Origin of the sequence: Nocardia sp. NBC_01503 (assembly GCF_036327755.1) — a bacterium.
Taxonomy (GTDB): domain Bacteria; phylum Actinomycetota; class Actinomycetes; order Mycobacteriales; family Mycobacteriaceae; genus Nocardia.
This window is the reverse complement of the sequence record NZ_CP109596.1, coordinates 6,702,910-6,721,268: the sequence shown is the minus strand read 5'-3', so window position 1 is coordinate 6,721,268 and position 18,359 is coordinate 6,702,910. Positions and strand designations below refer to the sequence as shown.

At 65.0% G+C, this 18,359-nt stretch carries 20 protein-coding genes; 11 read left to right on the top strand and 9 right to left on the bottom strand.

Annotation, left to right across the window (positions count from 1 at the left end; translation table 11 throughout):
• Positions 1–96: 96 nt before the first annotated feature.
• Positions 97–783 carry a phosphatase PAP2 family protein gene (locus tag OHB26_RS30750; RefSeq protein WP_330180752.1) on the top strand — a complete coding sequence of 229 codons (687 nt, stop codon included), beginning with the start codon at positions 97–99 and terminating at the stop codon, positions 781–783.
• Positions 784–794: 11 nt separating this feature from the next.
• Here OHB26_RS30750 and OHB26_RS30745 read toward each other — a convergent pair whose 3' ends face one another.
• Positions 795–2,036, bottom strand: coding sequence for a KasA/KasB family beta-ketoacyl-ACP synthase (locus OHB26_RS30745; RefSeq protein WP_330180751.1), 1,242 nt, complete (start codon positions 2,034–2,036; stop codon positions 795–797).
• 40 nt (positions 2,037–2,076) lie between these two features.
• On the opposite strand from OHB26_RS30745, the gene OHB26_RS30740 reads away from it, so the two are divergent.
• From OHB26_RS30740 to OHB26_RS30715, 6 genes are all read left to right on the top strand, one after another.
• On the top strand, positions 2,077–2,634 hold the full coding sequence (locus OHB26_RS30740; protein ID WP_330180750.1) for a TetR/AcrR family transcriptional regulator: 558 nt from the start codon (positions 2,077–2,079) through the stop codon (positions 2,632–2,634).
• A 165-nt stretch (positions 2,635–2,799) separates the two neighbouring features.
• Positions 2,800–3,051, top strand: coding sequence for a hypothetical protein (locus OHB26_RS30735; protein WP_330180749.1), 252 nt, complete (start codon positions 2,800–2,802; stop codon positions 3,049–3,051).
• A 194-nt stretch (positions 3,052–3,245) separates the two neighbouring features.
• Positions 3,246–3,653 carry an NUDIX hydrolase gene (locus OHB26_RS30730; RefSeq protein ID WP_330180748.1) on the top strand — a complete coding sequence of 136 codons (408 nt, stop codon included), beginning with the start codon at positions 3,246–3,248 and terminating at the stop codon, positions 3,651–3,653.
• Positions 3,654–3,772: 119 nt separating this feature from the next.
• The gene (locus OHB26_RS30725) at positions 3,773–4,894 is read left to right on the top strand and encodes a nitronate monooxygenase (protein ID WP_330180747.1); all 1,122 of its coding nucleotides are present in this window, start codon (positions 3,773–3,775) and stop codon (positions 4,892–4,894) included.
• A 288-nt stretch (positions 4,895–5,182) separates the two neighbouring features.
• Positions 5,183–5,959: an HNH endonuclease family protein gene (locus OHB26_RS30720; protein ID WP_330180746.1), complete on the top strand. Its 777-nt coding sequence runs from the start codon at positions 5,183–5,185 to the stop codon at positions 5,957–5,959.
• A gap of 35 nt (positions 5,960–5,994) precedes the next feature.
• Positions 5,995–6,219 (top strand): hypothetical protein, encoded by a 225-nt coding sequence (locus tag OHB26_RS30715; RefSeq protein WP_330180745.1) that lies wholly within the window; start codon positions 5,995–5,997, stop codon positions 6,217–6,219.
• Between the two features lie 65 nt (positions 6,220–6,284).
• Here the strand turns inward: OHB26_RS30715 and OHB26_RS30710 are convergent, their stop codons facing one another.
• A complete protein-coding gene (locus OHB26_RS30710) occupies positions 6,285–6,734 on the bottom strand; it encodes an SRPBCC domain-containing protein (RefSeq protein WP_330180744.1) in 450 nt (149 codons plus the stop codon).
• A gap of 107 nt (positions 6,735–6,841) precedes the next feature.
• Between OHB26_RS30710 and OHB26_RS30705 the strand changes: the two genes are divergently transcribed.
• The gene (locus OHB26_RS30705) at positions 6,842–7,372 is read left to right on the top strand and encodes an NUDIX hydrolase (RefSeq protein WP_330180743.1); all 531 of its coding nucleotides are present in this window, start codon (positions 6,842–6,844) and stop codon (positions 7,370–7,372) included.
• Between the two features lie 62 nt (positions 7,373–7,434).
• Here OHB26_RS30705 and OHB26_RS30700 read toward each other — a convergent pair whose 3' ends face one another.
• Both OHB26_RS30700 and OHB26_RS30695 read right to left on the bottom strand, forming a co-directional pair.
• A complete protein-coding gene (locus OHB26_RS30700; RefSeq protein WP_330180742.1) occupies positions 7,435–8,580 on the bottom strand; it encodes a serine hydrolase domain-containing protein in 1,146 nt (381 codons plus the stop codon).
• Between the two features lie 118 nt (positions 8,581–8,698).
• Positions 8,699–10,093, bottom strand: coding sequence for an MFS transporter (locus OHB26_RS30695; protein WP_330180741.1), 1,395 nt, complete (start codon positions 10,091–10,093; stop codon positions 8,699–8,701).
• 100 nt (positions 10,094–10,193) lie between these two features.
• Here OHB26_RS30695 and OHB26_RS30690 point away from each other — a divergent pair, with 100 nt between their 5' ends.
• Entirely contained in the window at positions 10,194–10,673 is a 480-nt protein-coding gene (locus OHB26_RS30690; RefSeq protein ID WP_330180740.1) for a winged helix-turn-helix transcriptional regulator, read from the top strand.
• Between the two features lie 36 nt (positions 10,674–10,709).
• On the opposite strand, the gene OHB26_RS30685 is transcribed toward OHB26_RS30690, so the two are convergent.
• From OHB26_RS30685 to OHB26_RS30675, 3 genes are all read right to left on the bottom strand, one after another.
• Positions 10,710–12,161 (bottom strand): amidase, encoded by a 1,452-nt coding sequence (locus OHB26_RS30685; RefSeq protein WP_330180739.1) that lies wholly within the window; start codon positions 12,159–12,161, stop codon positions 10,710–10,712.
• A 249-nt stretch (positions 12,162–12,410) separates the two neighbouring features.
• Positions 12,411–13,547 carry a winged helix DNA-binding domain-containing protein gene (locus OHB26_RS30680; RefSeq protein WP_330180738.1) on the bottom strand — a complete coding sequence of 379 codons (1,137 nt, stop codon included), beginning with the start codon at positions 13,545–13,547 and terminating at the stop codon, positions 12,411–12,413.
• Positions 13,548–13,590: 43 nt separating this feature from the next.
• On the bottom strand, positions 13,591–14,757 hold the full coding sequence (locus OHB26_RS30675; RefSeq protein WP_330180737.1) for a thiolase family protein: 1,167 nt from the start codon (positions 14,755–14,757) through the stop codon (positions 13,591–13,593).
• Between the two features lie 136 nt (positions 14,758–14,893).
• Here OHB26_RS30675 and OHB26_RS30670 point away from each other — a divergent pair, with 136 nt between their 5' ends.
• Positions 14,894–15,661, top strand: a complete 768-nt coding sequence (locus OHB26_RS30670) for a YoaK family protein (RefSeq protein ID WP_330180736.1) — start codon at positions 14,894–14,896, stop codon at positions 15,659–15,661.
• Between the two features lie 25 nt (positions 15,662–15,686).
• A complete protein-coding gene (locus OHB26_RS30665) occupies positions 15,687–16,289 on the top strand; it encodes an HdeD family acid-resistance protein (protein WP_330180735.1) in 603 nt (200 codons plus the stop codon).
• 67 nt (positions 16,290–16,356) lie between these two features.
• Here the strand turns inward: OHB26_RS30665 and OHB26_RS30660 are convergent, their stop codons facing one another.
• Complete coding sequence (locus OHB26_RS30660; protein WP_330180734.1) at positions 16,357–17,235, bottom strand: phosphoribulokinase; 879 nt, start codon at positions 17,233–17,235, stop codon at positions 16,357–16,359.
• Between the two features lie 37 nt (positions 17,236–17,272).
• Complete coding sequence (locus OHB26_RS30655) at positions 17,273–18,349, bottom strand: class 1 fructose-bisphosphatase (protein ID WP_330180733.1); 1,077 nt, start codon at positions 18,347–18,349, stop codon at positions 17,273–17,275.
• Between the last annotated feature and the right edge of the window lie 10 nt (positions 18,350–18,359).

Below are 18,359 nucleotides of genomic sequence, written 5' to 3'. Positions count from 1 at the left end.
ATTCGAAAAATCGAGCCGCTCACCCAGGTTCTCAACCTCTTCTCAGGCAGAACGTGTCATGGTCGAGAGATGCCGCCCGCAGTTACCGCAACGCAAATGGAGTCTTCGACCGTGCCGACGCGGCCACATGTGCCGCACCCCATTGTCCTGGGCACACTGCTGGCGCTGAGCGCGATCGTCGCCCTGCTCACCTTCGCGGTGCAGGTGCATCCGGGGCCGATCGGGCCCGACGCGAGTCTGCTGCAATGGTTCATCGGCCATCGGAACGGCACGGCGACCGTCTTCGCCAAGGGCATCAGCGCACTCGGCGACACCGGCACCATGACGGTGCTCGGCGTGGCCGCATGCTCGGGCCTGGCCTGGCGAAGGCAGTGGGAGACAGCGGTTTTCGTGGGCTTCACCGCGCTCGGTGCGGGCGCGCTGGTGTTCTTCGGCAAACTGCTCATCGCCCGACCACGGCCGCCGCTGATCGACCGGATGGTGGTCGAGATCAATCACTCCTATCCGTCGGGGCACGCGCTGGGATCGACCGTCGTGGTGGGTGTGGTTGTCGCGGTATTGCTGCCACTGCTGCGTGGATTGTGGCGCATGCTGTTGGTCACCGGCACCGTTCTGTTCGTGGTGGGTGTCGGTGTGTCCCGGCTTTACCTCGGCGTGCACTGGTCGACCGATATCGTCGCCGGATGGATTTTCGGTCTGCTCTGGCTGAGCATGTGCTTCAGTTTCCGGCCCGTACTCGCCGAGCATGCGCAGACGATGCTGTCCAAGGTCGCGCCGGACTGAGCTCTTCGCGGTCAGGCGCGACCCAGCGTGAGGGTCACATTGTGGCCGCCGAAGCCGAACGAATTGCTCAGCGCGTAGTCCAGGGTCTGATCGCGGGGTGCACCGGCGACGATATCCAGCGGAGTCGCGGCATCGCCCTGCTCGAAGTTCAGTGTGGGCGGGATGATTCCGCGCTCCAGCGTGCGCAGCGTGAGGATCGCCTCCAGCGCACCGACCGCGCCGATCGAGTGCCCGAGCGCGGACTTCGGCGCGTAGACCGAGGCGTCCGGTGCGACGGCCGCGATGGCATTGGCCTCGGAGGCATCACCGACCGGCGTGGAGGTGGCATGGGCGTTGATGTGCTGAATATCGTTGGCGGTCAACCCCGCCGAGTTGATCGCCTTGCGCATGGCGCGGGCCGCACCATCACCATCGGGTGCGGTGCCGGTGATGTGATAGCCGTCCGAGGTGATGCCCGCGCCGAGCACTCGCCCGAGAATCCGCGCACCGCGCGCCCGTGCGTGTTCCTCGGACTCCAGCACCAGCATGGCCCCCGCCTCGCCGAAGACGAATCCGTCCCGATCCTTGTCGAAAGGCCGTGAGGCGCGCGCGGGTTCGTCATTGCGCGTGCTCATGGCCCGCATCATGGCGAAACTCGCGATCGGCACCGCGTCGATATGCCCCTCCACGCCGCCCGCGACCACCATATCGACCTCACCGGTCGCGATCAGGCGCCAGCCGTGCGCGATGGCCTCCGCGCCGGACGCGCACGCCGAAACCGGTGCGTAGACGCCGCCTTTCGCGCCGATCTCCAATCCGATGGTGGCGGCCGAACCATTCGGCATGACCATGGGCACCGTCATGGGGGGCACCTTGCGGTAGCCGCCCGCCCGCATCACATCCACCGCGTGCACGAGGGCGTCTCCGCCGCCGAGTCCGGTCCCCACCGCCACCGCGAGTCGCTCCGCCTCGACCTCCGGCGTTCCGGCCTCCTGCCAGACGCGCCGCCCGAGCACCAGGGCGAGCTGCTGCACGAACGACATGCGCCGCTGTTCGATGCGGGTCAGCTGCTCCCCCGGCTGATTGGTCAATCTCCCGCCGATCCGCACGGGCAGCTGCTGCTCGGTCACGAAATCGTCTGTGAGCGGGGCGATTCCGCTCTCACCCGCGAGCAGTCGCGTCCAGGTGGTGTCCAGATCCGGCCCGAGGCAGGTGGTGGCGGCCATCGCGGTAACCACGACACTACGAGTTTCTGTACCAATTGCTACACCCATGACGACATGGATACCTGTACCGTCCGCTACAGTCAACTCCGTGCCACGCCCCCTCGACCACGCTCGCCGCGCCGAACTCCTCGAAGGCGTCATCGCCTATATAGCCGACCGTGGCCTGGCCGAACTCTCCCTGCGCCCGCTCGCGGAGTACCTGGGCACCAGCTCCCGCATGCTCATCCACTACTTCGGCACCAAAGAGCAGATGCTGGTGGCGGCGCTGGAGACCCAACGCCCCGATATCGCCACCCTGTTCGCGGGCATAGACGATCCGGACGTCCTCAAATCCCGCCTGGGCCAATCCTTCATGTTGAACACCACCGGCACGGCCTCGATCAGCATCCGAGTCCTGCTCCAAGTCCTGGGCGCGGCCACGGTGCCCGGCAGCCCCTTCACCGACTACGCCACCGATGCGATCCAGGTCCTCATTACCGCGATGACCGAAACCCTCGCCCGCATAAACCCTGCCATCGAGGATCCCGAAGCCGCCGCGACCCTGCTGATCTCGGGTATGCGGGGCGTAATCATGGACTGGTGGATCACCGGCGACACCGACCGCATCACCCGATCGGTGAATCTCCTGGTGAATCAACTCTTCTGAAGCATCCCCGTCAGCCTCCCACCGGGCCGATCGCTGCTGTAGTTCACCGACCCATCACCTCGCAGTCCGACGGTGGCCAACTTCCCCCCGTCATCACACCCCGTACCGCCGGTCACCCGGAAAGCGAACGTCAATTCGTTCTCCACCCCATTGACCATCCGCCCGATGCTCTCGCATCGATTCCCCGATCCCTGCGCGGTGCTGATGGCATCGACCACCTCCTCGGCCCCCTTCCCCGACTTGATCGTGAACACCAAATCGAAGGCCCCCGCCCCGCCACTGACAGTCCCCGTCCACTTCCCCAAAAACGCCTGCGGCACAGCCCAAACCGCCACCGCCGGGGTTGTATCCCCCGGCAGCCCGACGCTGGAGCTGACCGAACCCGTCGTCCTCCCCGTCGAATCCCCAGCGGATTGACACGCGCCGACCGTCACGGCAACCCCAACAGCCACCGCAACCCCCGCCGCGATCCGCCTCATCCCCGAATTTTAGTCGAATCCCCTTGCCGGAGAGCCCACTCCAGCCAACCCGCGGGTAGCGGCGCAGGCATACGCCGAGTAGCTCCCCGCGCCAGCACACGCACGTCGGGGGCACTGGCTTAGGCTGCGGGGATGCGGCTGATCGACACTGTGGCGTGGGTGCGGATCGAGGGTGGGCGGATTCTTTGTGCCCGGCCGAAGGGGAAGGACGTCTTCTATATTCCGGGTGGGAAGCGGGAGGGGGCGGAGTCCGATCTGGAGACGCTGGTGCGGGAGATCGACGAGGAGTTGACCGTCGCGTTGTTGCCGGAATCCGTTGTGCACGTTGGGACTTACGAAGCGGCGATTCCCGATGCCGTGGTGCGGATGGCCTGTTACACCGCCGAGTACAGCGGTACGCTCGCGGTCAGTAGCGAGATCGAGGAGATGGCCTGGTTCACCTACGCCGATCGCCCGCATGTTCCGCCGGTCGACCAGTTGTTATTCGACGATCTGCTCGCCGATGGCCGCCTCGCACATCACCCCGATCTCACCAACTAGAACATGTTGTTGACAGGTGCCGACCGGTAGGCGTCGCGAGACTGGTCTGAATGTAGAACATGTTCTAGTGTGATGGGCAGAACATTCCAGTGCCGGGAAGTTAGAGGAGCCCCCCACACATGCGTACCGAGATCTGTGATCGCCTGGGCATCGATGTACCCATCTTCGCGTTCACCCATTGCCGCGATGTGGCCGCCGCGGTCAGCAATGCCGGTGGCCTGGGCGTGCTCGGCGCGGTCGGCTTCAGCCCCGAACAGCTCGAGGTCGAGCTGACCTGGCTCGACGAGCACGTCCAGGGCGTATACGGCGTCGACCTCGTCATCCCCTCCAAGTACGAGGGCAAGGGCGTCGAGGGACTGAGCCCGCAGGAGCTCGAAGCCCAGCTCGCCAAGCTGGTCCCGCAGGGTCACCGCGATTTCGCGGCCAAGATCCTCGCCGATCACAATGTGCCCGAGCTGCCCGCGGACGAGCAGCCGAACCAGCTGCTGGGCTGGACCGCCACCACGGTCGCCCCGCAGATCGATGTCATTCTCAAGCACCCCAAGGCCAAGCTGGTCGCGAACGCGCTGGGCACCCCGCCCGATGACGTGATCAAGCAGATCCAGGACTCGGGCCGCCTGATCGGCGCGCTGTGCGGTTCGGTCAAGCACGCCATGAACCACAAGAACGCCGGACTCGACTTCGTCGTCATGCAGGGCACCGAGGGTGGCGGCCACTGCGGCGAGGTCTCCTCGATGGTGTTGTGGCCCCAGGTCGTCGACGCCATCGGCGATATGCCGGCGCTCGCCGCCGGTGGTATCGGCAACGGTCGTCAGGTCGCCTCCGCGCTGGCCATGGGTGCGCAGGGCGCGTGGACCGGTTCGCTCTGGCTGACCGTCGAGGAGGCCAATGTGCCGCCCGCGCAGATGCAGACCTACATCGACGCCACCAGCAGCGATACCGTGCGCTCGCGGTCCTGGACCGGTAAGCCGTGCCGCATGCTCAAGAACGACTGGACCGAGGCGTGGGAGCGGGACGACACCCCGAACCCGCTCGGCATGCCGCTGCAGATGATGGTCACCATCGACGGCGTCAAGCGCGGGCACAAGTACCCCGAGGCCGCCAAGGACGTGAACTTCAACCCGGTCGGCCAGGTCGTCGGCCAGCTGAACAAGATCGAACGCTCCACCGATGTGGTGCAACGCCTCATCACCGAGTACCTGGAATCCTGCGAGCGCCTGAACAAGCTGAACAATCAATAGCCTTCCCGCACGCTGTCGTTTCCGAACGACTCGCCGCGCCGATCATGTTGTCGGCGCGGCGTTTGCGTTCCACTTGTTCTCGATCTCGGTCTGCCTCAAGCTATTAGTAGCGCCGCGTTCGCCGACGGCCCCGATTCGGGGTCTGCTCGTGTGACCCCCGTCTCCGAACCGTCGGTGTGACTTGCTGTTTCGGGTAGAGGATTGCGACGGTGTTCGGGATATGTTGCAAAGTGAGCCATCGCGCCCCCGGAAACCGATGCTGCCCCAGGGTTTTGCGGCAGGTGCGGCATGAAACTGTCCATCCCCAAGTCCCGTAAGGGACTCTCCACCCTTGTCGGTCTGCTGCTGACCGTGGCGCTGGTCGTCATCGCCGTCATCCTCGAGCAGCGGAGCGGCACCGATACCGGCGGTAAGAACCCCCCGGTCACCGCCTCCGCCGACGGTAAACAGGTCGCCGCGGCGGTGGCGAAACTCGCTGTCGCGGACGAACTCCCGATGACCGGTTACAGCCGGGAGAAGTTCCCGCACTGGGACCACAACACGCCCGCGCACGGCTTCGGTCAGGCATTCGCGCAGTACAGCAAATGCACGACTCGCGATGTGATGATGCTGCGCGACGCGAGCGGCACGGTCACCCTCGACGCGAAAACCTGCGAGCTGAAGGTCGGTAAAGATGGCGGCTGGAAAGACCAGTACGGCGTCCTCGATGCGAAGACCGGAAAACTCAAGCCGTACAAGTTCATTACCGATCCGGCGGGCGTGGACGCCGAGCACATTGTCCCGCTTGCCGAAGCCTGGCGTTCGGGCGCGGGAAAGATGGATGAGGACACCCGCCGGAATATTGCCAATGACGCGATCAACCTCATCGCCTCGGACCCCTCGGCGAATAGATCCAAGGGCGATCAGGATGCCGCGCATTACCTTCCGCCGGGAAGCTTCCGGTGTGGCTATCTCGATCACTACATCCAGATAAAGATAAAATACAATCTGACCGTTGATCCCGACGAGCGCAAAGCACTGCTCACCGCAGTCGACGACTGCGTCAAACAAGGAGGGTTCAGATAATCGACGTCATCGAGATACCCGCCGCAGCAGCCGTCATGACCCAGGAGGAAGGGACGGTGTCGGGGGCACTCGACGTCGCCGTCGACGATGCGGGAACCGGTTTGGTTCGATACCGCGACACCGATACCTGGTACACCATCGGAAATCTCGACGATCGGCCGCCACTGCGGTGGTCGAGCGTCGAAGACCTGGTGGAGGCGATCGAAGCCGGACAGGGAATGCGTGATCAGGCCGGAAATACGATTCCGTTCGAGGCGTAACCGATCAGCGCCTATCCATTGACATCAATGGATAGGCGCTTTTCTTTTCCGCACAACGGCTTTCGTCAGCCTTGCACTGCCGCGAGCGACTCGGAGCGCTGCTTCAGGCCGTCGGTCATACCGTTGAATCCCTTGCGCATCGCGCCGCCGAGAACCGCGCTGACCAGAATGCTCACCGGGCCATTGAGCTCGAAATGCGAGGTGTAGCGGGTGCGGCCATCCTCCAGCGGGATCACATTGTGCTGGCGCAGACTGTTCAACAGACCCGGCACCGGCTTCATGTTGTAGCTGAATTCCTTGCCCGGAGTGTGGGTCCGGATGAATTCGCGCTGCTGACGCGGCTTCGAGCCGAGCAGGCGCACCTGCATATCGATCGGGGTGCCGGGTTCGAGGGTGGTCTGGCAGGAGGGGACGAAGGGATTCCACTCGCCGTATTTGGCCACGTCGGTGAGCACCTGCCACACCAGGTCGGCGGGTGCGTCGATCTCCACGCTGTTGTCGATGACAAGGGTCATGGGGGAACCATACTGAAACGAGTTCTAGGCGTCCGGGCGAGTACCCCGATCGCGCGGGCAGCATAGAGCCCCAGGCGATTACGCCCAGCTCGAGCTACGGTCGAACCGTGACACTCGCGGACCGCTACCCCCTGCTGCACACTCCCGCTCGCTGGGAATGGGGTGGCCTGGACGTTCAGTTCTCGACCGAACTTCCGCCCGATGACCTGGTCACCAATATTCACGTCATCTGCTTCGTCGGCGACGAAATCGTGCTCTGCCGCGACAGTCGCGGCTTCTGGCTGGTTCCCGGCGGTACCCGAGAGGGATCGGAGTCCGTGCGTGACTGCGTAATCCGCGAACTCCACGAGGAGGCCGGAGCTGAACTCGTCGGCCCGCTGCACTGGTTCGGCGCGCATCACGCGGTCACCGACCGCCCTGCGCCCTATCGCCCCTGGCAACCCCATCCGCGCAAAGCGTGGCTCTGGTGCACCGCCGATGTACGGCTGGCGGGTGCTCCCACCAATCCCGATGATGCCGAACAGATCCTCGAAGTCCGCACCTTCCCGCTGGCGGAGGCCCTCGATCGAGCAGCCACCGACGGCCCCCATATGCCCGAACTCCTCACCCTCGCAGCGGAGCTCCACCGCACCCGATGACTTGTACGTAATGGTGCGGAGGAGTTGGTCGAGGTTTGCCCGCGCCATCGCACGGGTGTTGGTCAGGGGCAGAGGGCGTGGGACATGAGGGCAGGTATGTCCGGGTTGTGGTCGGGGGCGCCGGTCATGGCGATCGTGGCGGAGCGGCCTTCTGCGGTGGCGCCGGTGATGGTGGTGTAGCCGGCTATGCCGCCGGTGTGCCCGAAGTATTGGGCGCCGCAGGAGAGTTGGGTGCTGCCGATGCCCAGGGCGTACTGGAAGGGGGTGCCGGGGACGGGGTTGCCGGCGAGCATTTCCTGGAGTTGGGCGGGTGGGACCACTTGGCCCGAAACCAGGGCTTGGTAGAAGTGGTTGAGATCGGCGCCGGTGGAGATGATCGCGCCAGCTGCCCAGGGGACGGAGGGTTCGGAGCGGGTGGCGTCGGTGAGGACACCGTCGATGGTGGTGTAGCCGTGCGGGTGGGGGCCGCGTATTTCCTGGTCGCCGGTGGCGGGGAGGTAGGTGTCGACCAGGTGGAAGGGAGCGGTGATACGGCCGGTCAATTCCTCTGAATAGCTTCTGCCTGTGACTTTTTCGATCAGCATGGCGGCGACGATGTAATTGGTGTTGGTGTACGTGTATTTCGTGCCGGGGGCGAATTTGGCTGGAAAACGCAGGGCGATCGTCACCTCCTGCGCGGGCGTGTAGGTGCGGCCTGCCAGAGCCGCGCGGTACTCGTCGATCTGGGGGTCGTCGGTCAATTCCGGTAGACCGCTGCGATGTTGCAGTAGCTGCCGGATGGTGATGTTGCGGCCGTCGACACCGTCGCCGACCAGTAGGCCGGGCAGGTAGGTGTCGACGGAGTCGTCGAGGCGAATCTTGTTCTCCGCCACCAGCTGCATGATGATCGCGGAGGTGAAGGTTTTGGAGATGCTGCCGACGCGGATCTGCTGTGGCGGGGTCATGGGAATCGGCGCGCCGGTGCTGCGATCCGCGACGCCCGAGGTGAGCGTCACGGTCTGGCCACTCTCGCTCAAGGTGGCGATCACGCCGGGTATACCGGAGCGCACGATCGCGTCGATATCGTTGCGTACCTGATCGACTCGGCGGGGCGATACCTGCATCAGAGTGGAGGTGACGGTCTTGGGCGTGCTGTCGGTGTTCACGCTGGAGCAGCCCGCCACCGCGAGCAGCGCGGTCAAGGCGGCCGCGGTCGGCATGATTCGCATGATTCGACGGTAGGGACCGGGGGCCTCGCTGAACATCGGGACAACCCCTGAGAGCTGCCCTGAAAAGTTGGGTGGCGACACCCGCCTACGGTCTGATGCGGGTGTCGTCTGGAGAGCGTCAGTCAGCCGGTCGCGGTAGTCGCGCCGCGAGACCGACGACTCCGGCCGCGACCGCCGCACCGGCGATGACATACCAGCCGCGCTGGAACGCTTCGAGATTCGCCTCCGGCCCGACCGGTGAACCGAGCACCGCGACCAGAACCGCGACGCCGATGGCCAATCCGAGCTGACGGGCCATACTCAACACCGCCGACCCGGTGGCGAAACGCTGCGGTGGCAGTCCGGCGGTACCGGCCGCGAAGCTGGTCGGCATGGTCAAGCCGACGCCGAGACCGGTGAGCAGCATGCCGCCCAGCAGTCCGCCCGCGAAATTCGGGGTGAGGGTGACCGAGACTGTCCACCAAAGGATCCCGGCAGCGAACAGCACACCGCCGAGCGCGATCACCGGCCCCGCGCCGATCCGGGCGATCAGCCGTCCGGCCAGAATCGCGACGACCGGCACCACCAGCGGTCCGGGCGCGATTGCGAGTCCGGTTTGCAGCGCCGACCAGTCCCATACGTTCTGCGCCCACAGCACCACCGACAGCAGCATGCCCGCGAACGAGATATTGAACAGCATCGAATTGCCCACCATCAGCGCGAAATTCGGCAGCCGGAGCAGCGCGGGATCCACCACCGGACTGCGGTGCCGCCGCGACGACGAGACGAATGCGAGACCGAGGACCACCGCCGTCACCAGTCCGCCGATCACACCGGGCGAACCCCAGCCCCAATCCTCACCCTTCACCAGCGCGAGAACGAGCGTCGCCACCGAGCCGACCAGCATGAGCGCACCGAACCCGTCGGGCAACGCACCACCGTCACCGGCCGGATTCGGCAGCAGTCGCAGACCGATCACCAGCGCCGCGATACCGATCGGCACATTCACCAGAAACACCCAGCGCCAATCGATCTCGACCAGCAGACCGCCCAGCACCGGACCCAGCGCCGCGCCGAGACCACCGAACGCGACCCATAGTCGCACCGCCATGGCCCGGCGCTCGGGCGGCGTCGCCGCGAGCACCAATCCGAGCGAGGCCGGGGTGAGCAGTGCGCCGCCGACGGCCTGCACCACCCGGAAGGCCACGAGCGCACCCACATTCCAGGACACCGCGCAGAGCGCCGATCCGAGAATGAACAGGCCGAGACCGGTCAGGAAGGTGGTGCGATTGCCGCTGCGATCGCCCAGTCGCCCGGCGGGCACCAGCAGTGCGGCGAAGACGATCGCGTACGCGTTCAACACCCAGGAGAGTCCGGAGATCTTCGATCCGGAGAAATCGGCGGCGATATCGGGCAGCGCCACATTGACGATGAACAGATCCAGGCTGGACAGCAGCACACCGATCGCCACAATGCCCAGCACCACCTGCGGATTCGTCGTCCGCCGGTCCTGCTCGGCCACAACGGTACTCAAGATCTCTCCCCCATCGGTCGGCCGGAAAGGCCAGTGAGTTGCATCATGAAACGCACCCTAGCCCGGTGAGTTCTTTCAAGCAACCGACTATGCTCGGGTGATGCGCCGAACCAGCTTCGAGGACATGAACTGCTCCATCGCCCAATGCCTGGAGGCCGTGGGCGAATGGTGGACGCTGCTGATCGTTCGTGACGCGATATTCGGCATCACCCGCTTCGACGACTTCCGGACCAGGCTCGGAATCGCACGCAATGTGCTTACGCAGCGGCTGGAATACCTTGTGGAACAAGGGATTATGATTCGCGAGCCGTATCAGGAGAATCCGGTGCGGTATGACTACCGGCTCACCGATAAGGGACGCTCACTGTGGACGGTGCTCGCCGCCATGCGGCAGTGGGGCGATACCTGGGCCGCGCCGGACGGGCCGCCGATCGAATCCGTGCACAAGCCGTGCGGGCACGTCATGACGGTGCGGCCGGTGTGTTCGGAGTGCGGTGAACACGTGCATGGGCGGGACCTGCGCCCACAGTTGGGGCCGGGCGCGCACTCGCCGGACCTGCTGCCGAGCCACACCCGCTGAGGGTGTGGATCCCGGCCGAGGGTCCGGTAGTGCGACCTATTCCGGTGCTCGGAAGCCGCCGATCTTCTGCTCGAGCAGTTCGGCCAGCCGCAGCGGGGTGCGGTCCTCGAACATCGGACCGATGAGCTGCACTCCCACCGGCAGCCCCTCGGGGGACCGGCCCGCGGGTATGGCGGTGGCGGGCAGACCGGGCATGGTGGCCGCACCGGCCCAGACGAGCTGATCGAAGTACGGGTACTCGACGCCGTCGATATCGATACGCCGGTTCTCCAAACCTCCGTTGTGGTTGTGCGGGAAGGCGGGAGTGGGCGTAATGGGGCACACCACGGCATCGAACTCGGTGAAGAGCTGGCGCCAGCCGTGGCGGTGGAGTTCGCGACGGTTGTTCGCCTCGACCCACTCGCGGTGGCTGAGTACCATGCCGCGCAGCCGCGCCGCATCGAGACTCCGGTCGTCCGCGCTCAGCGCGGCGGCCTGGGTCCGCAGCTGTTCGTACACGTCGATGGGAAGGCCCGCGGCGGCGTTCGACAGCATCAGCTGCATGTAAAGCGTTGCGGCCTCGGTCAGATCGGGCAGCAGCGGAGTGTGCCGTTCGACGCGAGCGCCCGCGTCGGCGAGCGCCTCGGCGACCCGGTTCACACCTGCCCGCACCGCCGATCCGGTCGGAATGAGCGGATGGTCCTCGATGATCAGGACCCGGAAGTCCGAGAGCCGATCGTGCCGCGCGGGCGGCAGTGCGAGGTCGTAGGCGATGCCGTGGGTCAGCGGGTCCGGTCCGGCCATCACGTCGAGCAGGAGGGTGAGATCGCGGGCGGTGCGCGCCATCGGGCCGACGACGGCGAGGTCGAGGTCGATCGGCAGGGCCGGTGCGGGCGGCGCGACCATACCGCGGGTCGGCGCCAGCCCGAGTGTCGGCTTATGCGCGTAGATGCCGCAGAAGTGCGCGGGGGTGCGCAGCGAGCCGGCGAGGTCGGAGCCGATGGACAGCGCGCCGAATCCGGATGCCAGGGCCGCCGCCGATCCGCCGGAGGATCCACCCGAGGTGCGGCTGTGATCCCATGGATTGTTGGTGGTGCCGTAGATGTCGTTGAAGCTCTGGATATCTCGCAGCGTCATCGGCACATTGGTTTTACCGAGCAGTACCGCACCGGCCGCCTTCAACCGCGACACCTGTACCGCGTCCTCGGTCGGCACATGGTTCGCGTGCTGCGGCATGCCCCAGGTCGTGGGCAGCCCGGCCATGTCATAGGACTCCTTGACCGTCACCGGAATACCGAGCAGCGGTCCGTTCTCGCCGCGTGCGCGCGCCTGGTCGGCACTGCTGGCGGCGTCCCGCGCGCGGTCGAAATCAGGTACACAGATCGCGTTGATCGCCTTGTCGTCCCGCTCGATTCGGGCGATCGCCTCCTCGGTCAGCTCCACCGAGGTCACCTCACCGGCACGCAACGCGGCCGACAATTCTTCTGCTGATCGAATATTCCATTCCATGAGTTCGACGGTATCGGCGTGCTTCGGCAGCCATAAAATGTCGATTCACACAACGGGGAAGTCGAATGGGCCACCGTCGGTTGCGAACTCACGCGGTCGTGCTGCCGTCGAAGAGGGCCCGCCCCAGGTCACAGTGTCGGCAGTGGGCCCACTCCGCGAGCGCGGGCCATGAAATGCCGCCCCGCGCAACGGGATGGATGTCTCAATGCTGCGGGACGGCGGGTACGCGAATACCGGTTCGGCGGCGGGTTATTCGGTCGTGACGATGAGTGGTGACGTGCCCATGGCTCGCGCTACGTGTGCGGCCTCGTCCTGTAGCTCCGGTAGTGGTGCGTCGGCATTGTCGAACATGGTGACGATCAGGTCGGTGTCCACGACCTCCCAGGTTCCGGCGATGCGACCGTTGATCAGTACCAGGGGTGAGATCCAGCCCGCGGTGCGGCTGACCTTGGCGCGGTGGTCGGCGGAGAGTAGTGCGGTATCGCCTGTTCCTGGACCGAGGACATATTGGTCGAAGGCACCGAGAAGGCGCACCGATCGCGCGGGTGCGGTGGCGGCGAGTTCGTCGGCGTCCTCGGTGCGGATGTAACCCTTTCGACCCTCCACCTCGACCTCGGTGAGCCGGTCACCCAGCTCGGAGAACCATCGCCGCAGTATCGGTTTGCGGATGCTGCCGCGGGAGAGCCAGGCATCGAAGGTCTCGGGCGTGGCGGGGCCGTACGCGCCGAGATAGGCCGAGATGACCTCGGGTGCGGCCACATCCGGTTCGGGGATTCCGCGCCAGCCGGGGATCAGCCGCGCCGGGCTGGCGAAGGTGACCGATGTTCCGTCGGCGGGGCCGTGGCAGAGCGCGCCCTGCCAAGCGAGAGGTTTGAGCAGTGCGCCCCAGCCCGAGCGCAGTTGCTCCTCGAGAGGATGGAAGCGGGGTTCGGCGACAATCGCGGAGACCAGTTCGTCGCGAGTGAGGATCGCACCGTCGAGGATCTCCCCCACGGCCTTGACGAGCGCCTCGATATCCTGTGGCGTCGCGCCGAAATTCTTTGTCCAGGAAGGCTTCTCCCAGGTGCGGGCGGAGCCCATCAAGGACAGGACTCCGGCCGCGACATCGGGCGTCAGCGCATGCAGGGTCCCGCGCATGGCCCAGGTCTTCAGCAGCTTCTTCTCCCCCAGCGCCTTGGTCACCGCACCGGGTTTCCCCTGCGTGGTTCGCAAGGCCACCGCGGTCTCCGCCGCCGAGGTGACCTGCGTCTGCACACCGGCCAGTCGCCCGACCACCGCGACCGCATCCGCCCCACCGCGTGGGTCGACGAACTGACGCCCCATGCGCCAGGCGAACACCTGATCCCACGAAACCCGCACCGCGCCCACACCTCTCGCCGAAGCCAACGCGACTACGGTACGACGCCGCACCGACAAATTCGCTGTCTGCTCAAAGGCGTTCGATAATGGTGGCGTTCGCCAGACCGCCCGCCTCACACATGGTCATCAGGCCGTAGCGCCCGCCGGTCTGTTCGAGGTGATTGACCATGGTGGCCAGAATTCGTACGCCCGAGGCGCCGAGCGGATGGCCGAGCGCGATGGCCCCGCCGCGCGGGTTCAACTTGGCCGGGTCCGCGCCGAGTTCATGCGCCCACACCAGCGGTACCGGCGCGAACGCCTCATTCACCTCGTAGGCGTCGATGTCATTGATGCTCAATCCGGCTCGATCGAGCACCTTGCGGGTGGCCGGAATGACCGCGGTCAGCATGAGCAGCGGATCGTCACCGGTCACCGCGAAGGAGTGGAATCGTGCGCGCGGCTTCAGCCCGAGCTGCGCGGCCTTCTCCTCGCTCATGATCAGCGCGGCGGACGCCCCATCGGTGAGCGGTGAGGAGTTGCCCGGTGTGATCGACCATTCGATCTCGGGGAATCGCGCCTTGAATTCGGCATCCACGAAGGCGGGTTTCAACCCTGCGAGGCCCTCGACCGTGGTGGTCGGGCGAATCGTCTCATCGGCGGTCAGCGTCCCGGCCGCCACCAGTTCATTGTCGAAGCCACCGGAAGCCGCGGTCTCGGCGGCCAATCGGTGTGAGCGCGCCGCGAACTCGTCGAGCGCGACCCGGTCGAACTTCCAGCGCGCCGCGATGACTTCAGCCGAAATCCCCTGTTGTACAAGCCCATTCGGGTATCGGTGCGCGATCGGCCCTCGATTGGCGTCCTTGCCTTGCGCATTGGAGAACATCGGCACCCGCGACATGGACTCCACGCCGCAGGCGATGGCAACGTCGTAGGCTCCCGCGATCACGCCCTGGGCGGCGAAGTGCGCGGCCTGCTGTGAAGATCCGCACTGCCGGTCGACGGTTGTGGCGGGTACCGCTTCGGGGAAACCGGCGGCCAGCACCGCCGTGCGGGCGATATTGAAGGCCTGCTCACCGCTCTGGGTAACGCAACCGCCGATCACATCATCGACCAGGGCGGGATCGATTCCGGTGCGATCGATGAGCGCTTCGAGGACTCCGGACAGCAGCGTCGCGGGATGCACTTCCGACAGTCCACCACCGGATTTCCCTCGGCCGGAGGGCGTGCGGACGACGTCGACAATGACGGCGGAGGTCATGGTTTCTCCTTTTTCGTACCTGCCTACCGGATGTGAATTCCGGTTAACATCAGTACTGTACCGCACTGTTTCGGCGACGCGTTCGACGAGATTTGTCCGTCCCGAAACGCTCAGAATTGGTTGCTAGCCTGTTGCCATGACTGTCAGCCAGGACGTCGCACCGGGCCCTTTCTGGGATCTCGAGACCCGCCTGTCCTCGGTCCTGTCGATGCTTGCCGGATACATCGGCGCGGCCGCCTACGCACACTCGGCGGGTTACTTCGTCACCTTCATGACCGGTAATACCGAACGCGCGATTATCGGAAACTTCGCCGGCGACCACACTTTGGCGGCGGGTGCGGCCCTGCTCATCCTCTCGTTCGTACTGGGCGTCTTCATCGCTTCGCTGTGCCGTCGCTACTGGTGGCGCAATCATCCACATGGCGCGACCATGTTGGCCACCGGAGCACTGCTGGTTGCCGCCGTGGGTGATCACATCCTCGGCGAGCGCGGTATCGGCCTGATCCCGATTCTGGCCGTGGCATTCGGAATGGGTGCGCTCAATACCTCTTTCGTGAAGAACGGTGAGGTGTCCATACCCGTCAGTTATGTCACCGGCACGCTGGTGAAACTCGCGCAGGGTGTGGAGCGGCATCTGGCGGGAAATGGCTCGGCGCGGGACTGGGCCGGATATGCCGTGCAATACGCGTCTTTCGCGCTCGGCGCGCTCATCGGCGGGCTGGTCAGTATTCCGGTCTCCGGTGAATCCATGCTGGACGCAGCGGTTATCGGCTCCGCATTGGTCGCCATCTATACCTGGCGAGCCGATGTGCGGTACTGCCGCCACGAGAAGAATCGCCGAACCGACGTCGCGTGCACAGCATCACAACCTGACACCACACCGGGCAACTTAACCGCAAAGTGACTTAGCTGGGCATATTCTCCGAAACATGACAACCAGCAAAGAGGAAGTTAACGAAGGGCCGGTGCACGCTCTGGCCCGGAGCGCCTGGCAGTCGATACTGGTCACCGGCATCCTCTCGGTGGTACTCGGCATCCTGATCCTGGCCTGGCCGGGGAAAACGCTGCTCGTCGCGGGCGTCCTCTTCGGCGTCTATCTGATTGTTTCCGGTCTCTTCCAACTCATCGCGGCCTTCGGCACGCATTTGAGCGCCGGAATGCGAATTCTGTCGTTCATCAGCGCGATTCTGTCGCTGATCCTGGGTTTCCTCTGCTTCCACGACTGGACCGAGCGCGGTGAGGCCACCGCGGTGCTGCTGCTGGCCATCTGGATCGGTATCAGCTGGATCTTCCGCGGCGTCTCCTCGCTGATCGTCGGCATCTCCGGAGACGGTATGCCGGGGCGCGGCTGGGCGATCTTCTTCGGCATCATGCTGGTGATCGGTGGTGGCTGGCTGATCGCCGCACCATTCGCCTCACTGCTGACGCTGACCCTGGTGGTGGGCTGGTGGTTGATCTTCATCGGCATTATGGAGATCATCAGCGCGTTCCAGGTCAAGAGCGGCGCGAAGAGTGTGCCCGCGGGTCTGTAGTCACCACCCGATATCCGGCGGTCGTCCTTCGGGGCGGCCGCCGGATTCTTTTGTCCGGGCCCATATTTCAGCGCAGTCGCTTGGGTCGCTTATCCATCAGTCGCAGAATCAGCGGTGTGAAGATGAGCTGCATGGCCAGGTCCATCTTTCCGCCGGGCACCACAATGCTGTTGGGCCGTGACATGAACGAATCGTGCAGCATGGACAGCAGATACGGGAAGTCGATGACCTTCGGATCGGCGAAGCGGATCACCACGAAGCTCTCGTCGGCGGTGGGAATCGTCCTGGCGGTGAACGGATTCGAGGTGTCGACGGTCGGCACCCGCTGAAAGTTCACATAGGTCCGGGAGAACTGCGGGCAGATATGCTTCACGTAATCCGGCATGCGCCGCAGGATGGTGTCGATGATCGCTTCACTGGAGTATCCGCGTTCGGTCTTGTCCCGGTGCACCTTCTGAATCCACTCCAGATTGATGATCGGCACCACCCCGACGAGCAGATCGGTGTATTGGGCCACATCGATGCCCTCGGTGGTGGCAGCGCCGTGCAGGCCCTCGTAGAACAGCAGATCGCTGCCCGGCGGCAACTCCTCCCACGGCGTGAATGTACCCGGCGGCTGCCCATAGGGTTTGGCCTCGCCCTCATCGTGCAGATATCTGCGGACCGCGCCGACGCCGGTTTCGCCGTAATCGCGGAAAAGCGATTCGAGTTCGCCGAGTAGGTTCGCCTCCGGCCCGAAGTGTGAGAACTGCAGATTGCGATTCTGTTCCGCTTCGGCCATGGCCAACTGCATTTCATTGCGGTCGAAGCGGTGGAACGAGTCTCCCTCCACCAGTACCGCGTTGATTCCCTCGCGGCGGAATATCTCCTGAAAGGTTCGGGTGACGCTGGTCGTCCCCGCACCGGACGACCCGGTGATCGCGACCACCGGATGTTTGACCGACATGGAACCTCCTCGATTGCCGGACAACGATTTCCGGGCTTCAGCGCCCGGCCGAGCGGAACAGCGAACGTGATCCGAACAGCGAGGCGTCGAAGCTGTGCCCCTCGTCCGGTTCGGAGTGATAGCGCTCGATGCGCTCGACCTCGTTGCGCGAACCGAAGATGAACGGGATCCGCTGATGCAGCTCACCCGGCTGCACCTGGAGCACTCGCTCGTGTCCGGTGGTGGCGGCGCCGCCCGCCTGTTCGACGATGAAGGCAATCGGGTTGGCGCCGTACAGCAGTGACACCCGGCCGGGGCGACTCGGATTCCGGGTGTCGCGCGGATACATGTAGAGCCCGCCGCGGGTGAGGATGTGGAAGGTGTCGGCGACCAGTGAGGCGACCCAGCGCATATTGAAATCCCGTCCGCGGGGCCCCTCGACGCCCTGTAGGCATTCGTGGACATAGCGGCGCACCGGCCGCTCCCAGAAGCGCTCATTGGCGGCATTGATGGCGAAACCCGAGGTGTCGTCCGGGATTCGCATGCGCGGGTGGGTGAGTACGAACGCACCCACCTCACGGTCCAGGGTGAACCCGTCCACGCCATTGCCGGTGGTGAGCACGAGCATGGTGGCCGGTCCGTACAGGGTGAACCCGGCGCACACCTGTTGTACGCCGGGTTGCAGGAAGTCGTCCGATGCCGCGGCCCGTCCGTCCTCGGGTGCGCGCAGCACACTGAATATCGTTCCGACAGGTAGGTTCACGTCGATATTGCTCGACCCGTCCAATGGATCGAAGGCGAGCAGATACTTCCCGCGCCTGACTTCGGTCGGTACCGCGTGGAATCCGCTCATCTGCTCGGACACCAGCGCCGAAAGCGGCCCACTCCACTGACTTTCGGCGACCATGATGTCGTGCGCGATGGCATCCATCTTGCGATGCACCGTAATCGGCAGATTGTCCGCCTCATACGCGCCGAGCGACCCCACGATGGCTCCCCTGGTCACCTGATTCGCAATGATCTTGGTGGCGGTGGCGAGCACGTTCAGCAGCGCCGAGAACTCCCCGGAGGATCCGGGATGCCGATGCTCCTGTTCGATGGTGTAGCGGGTCAGTGTCTTCAGACCTTCGGGCATTCCCTGCTCA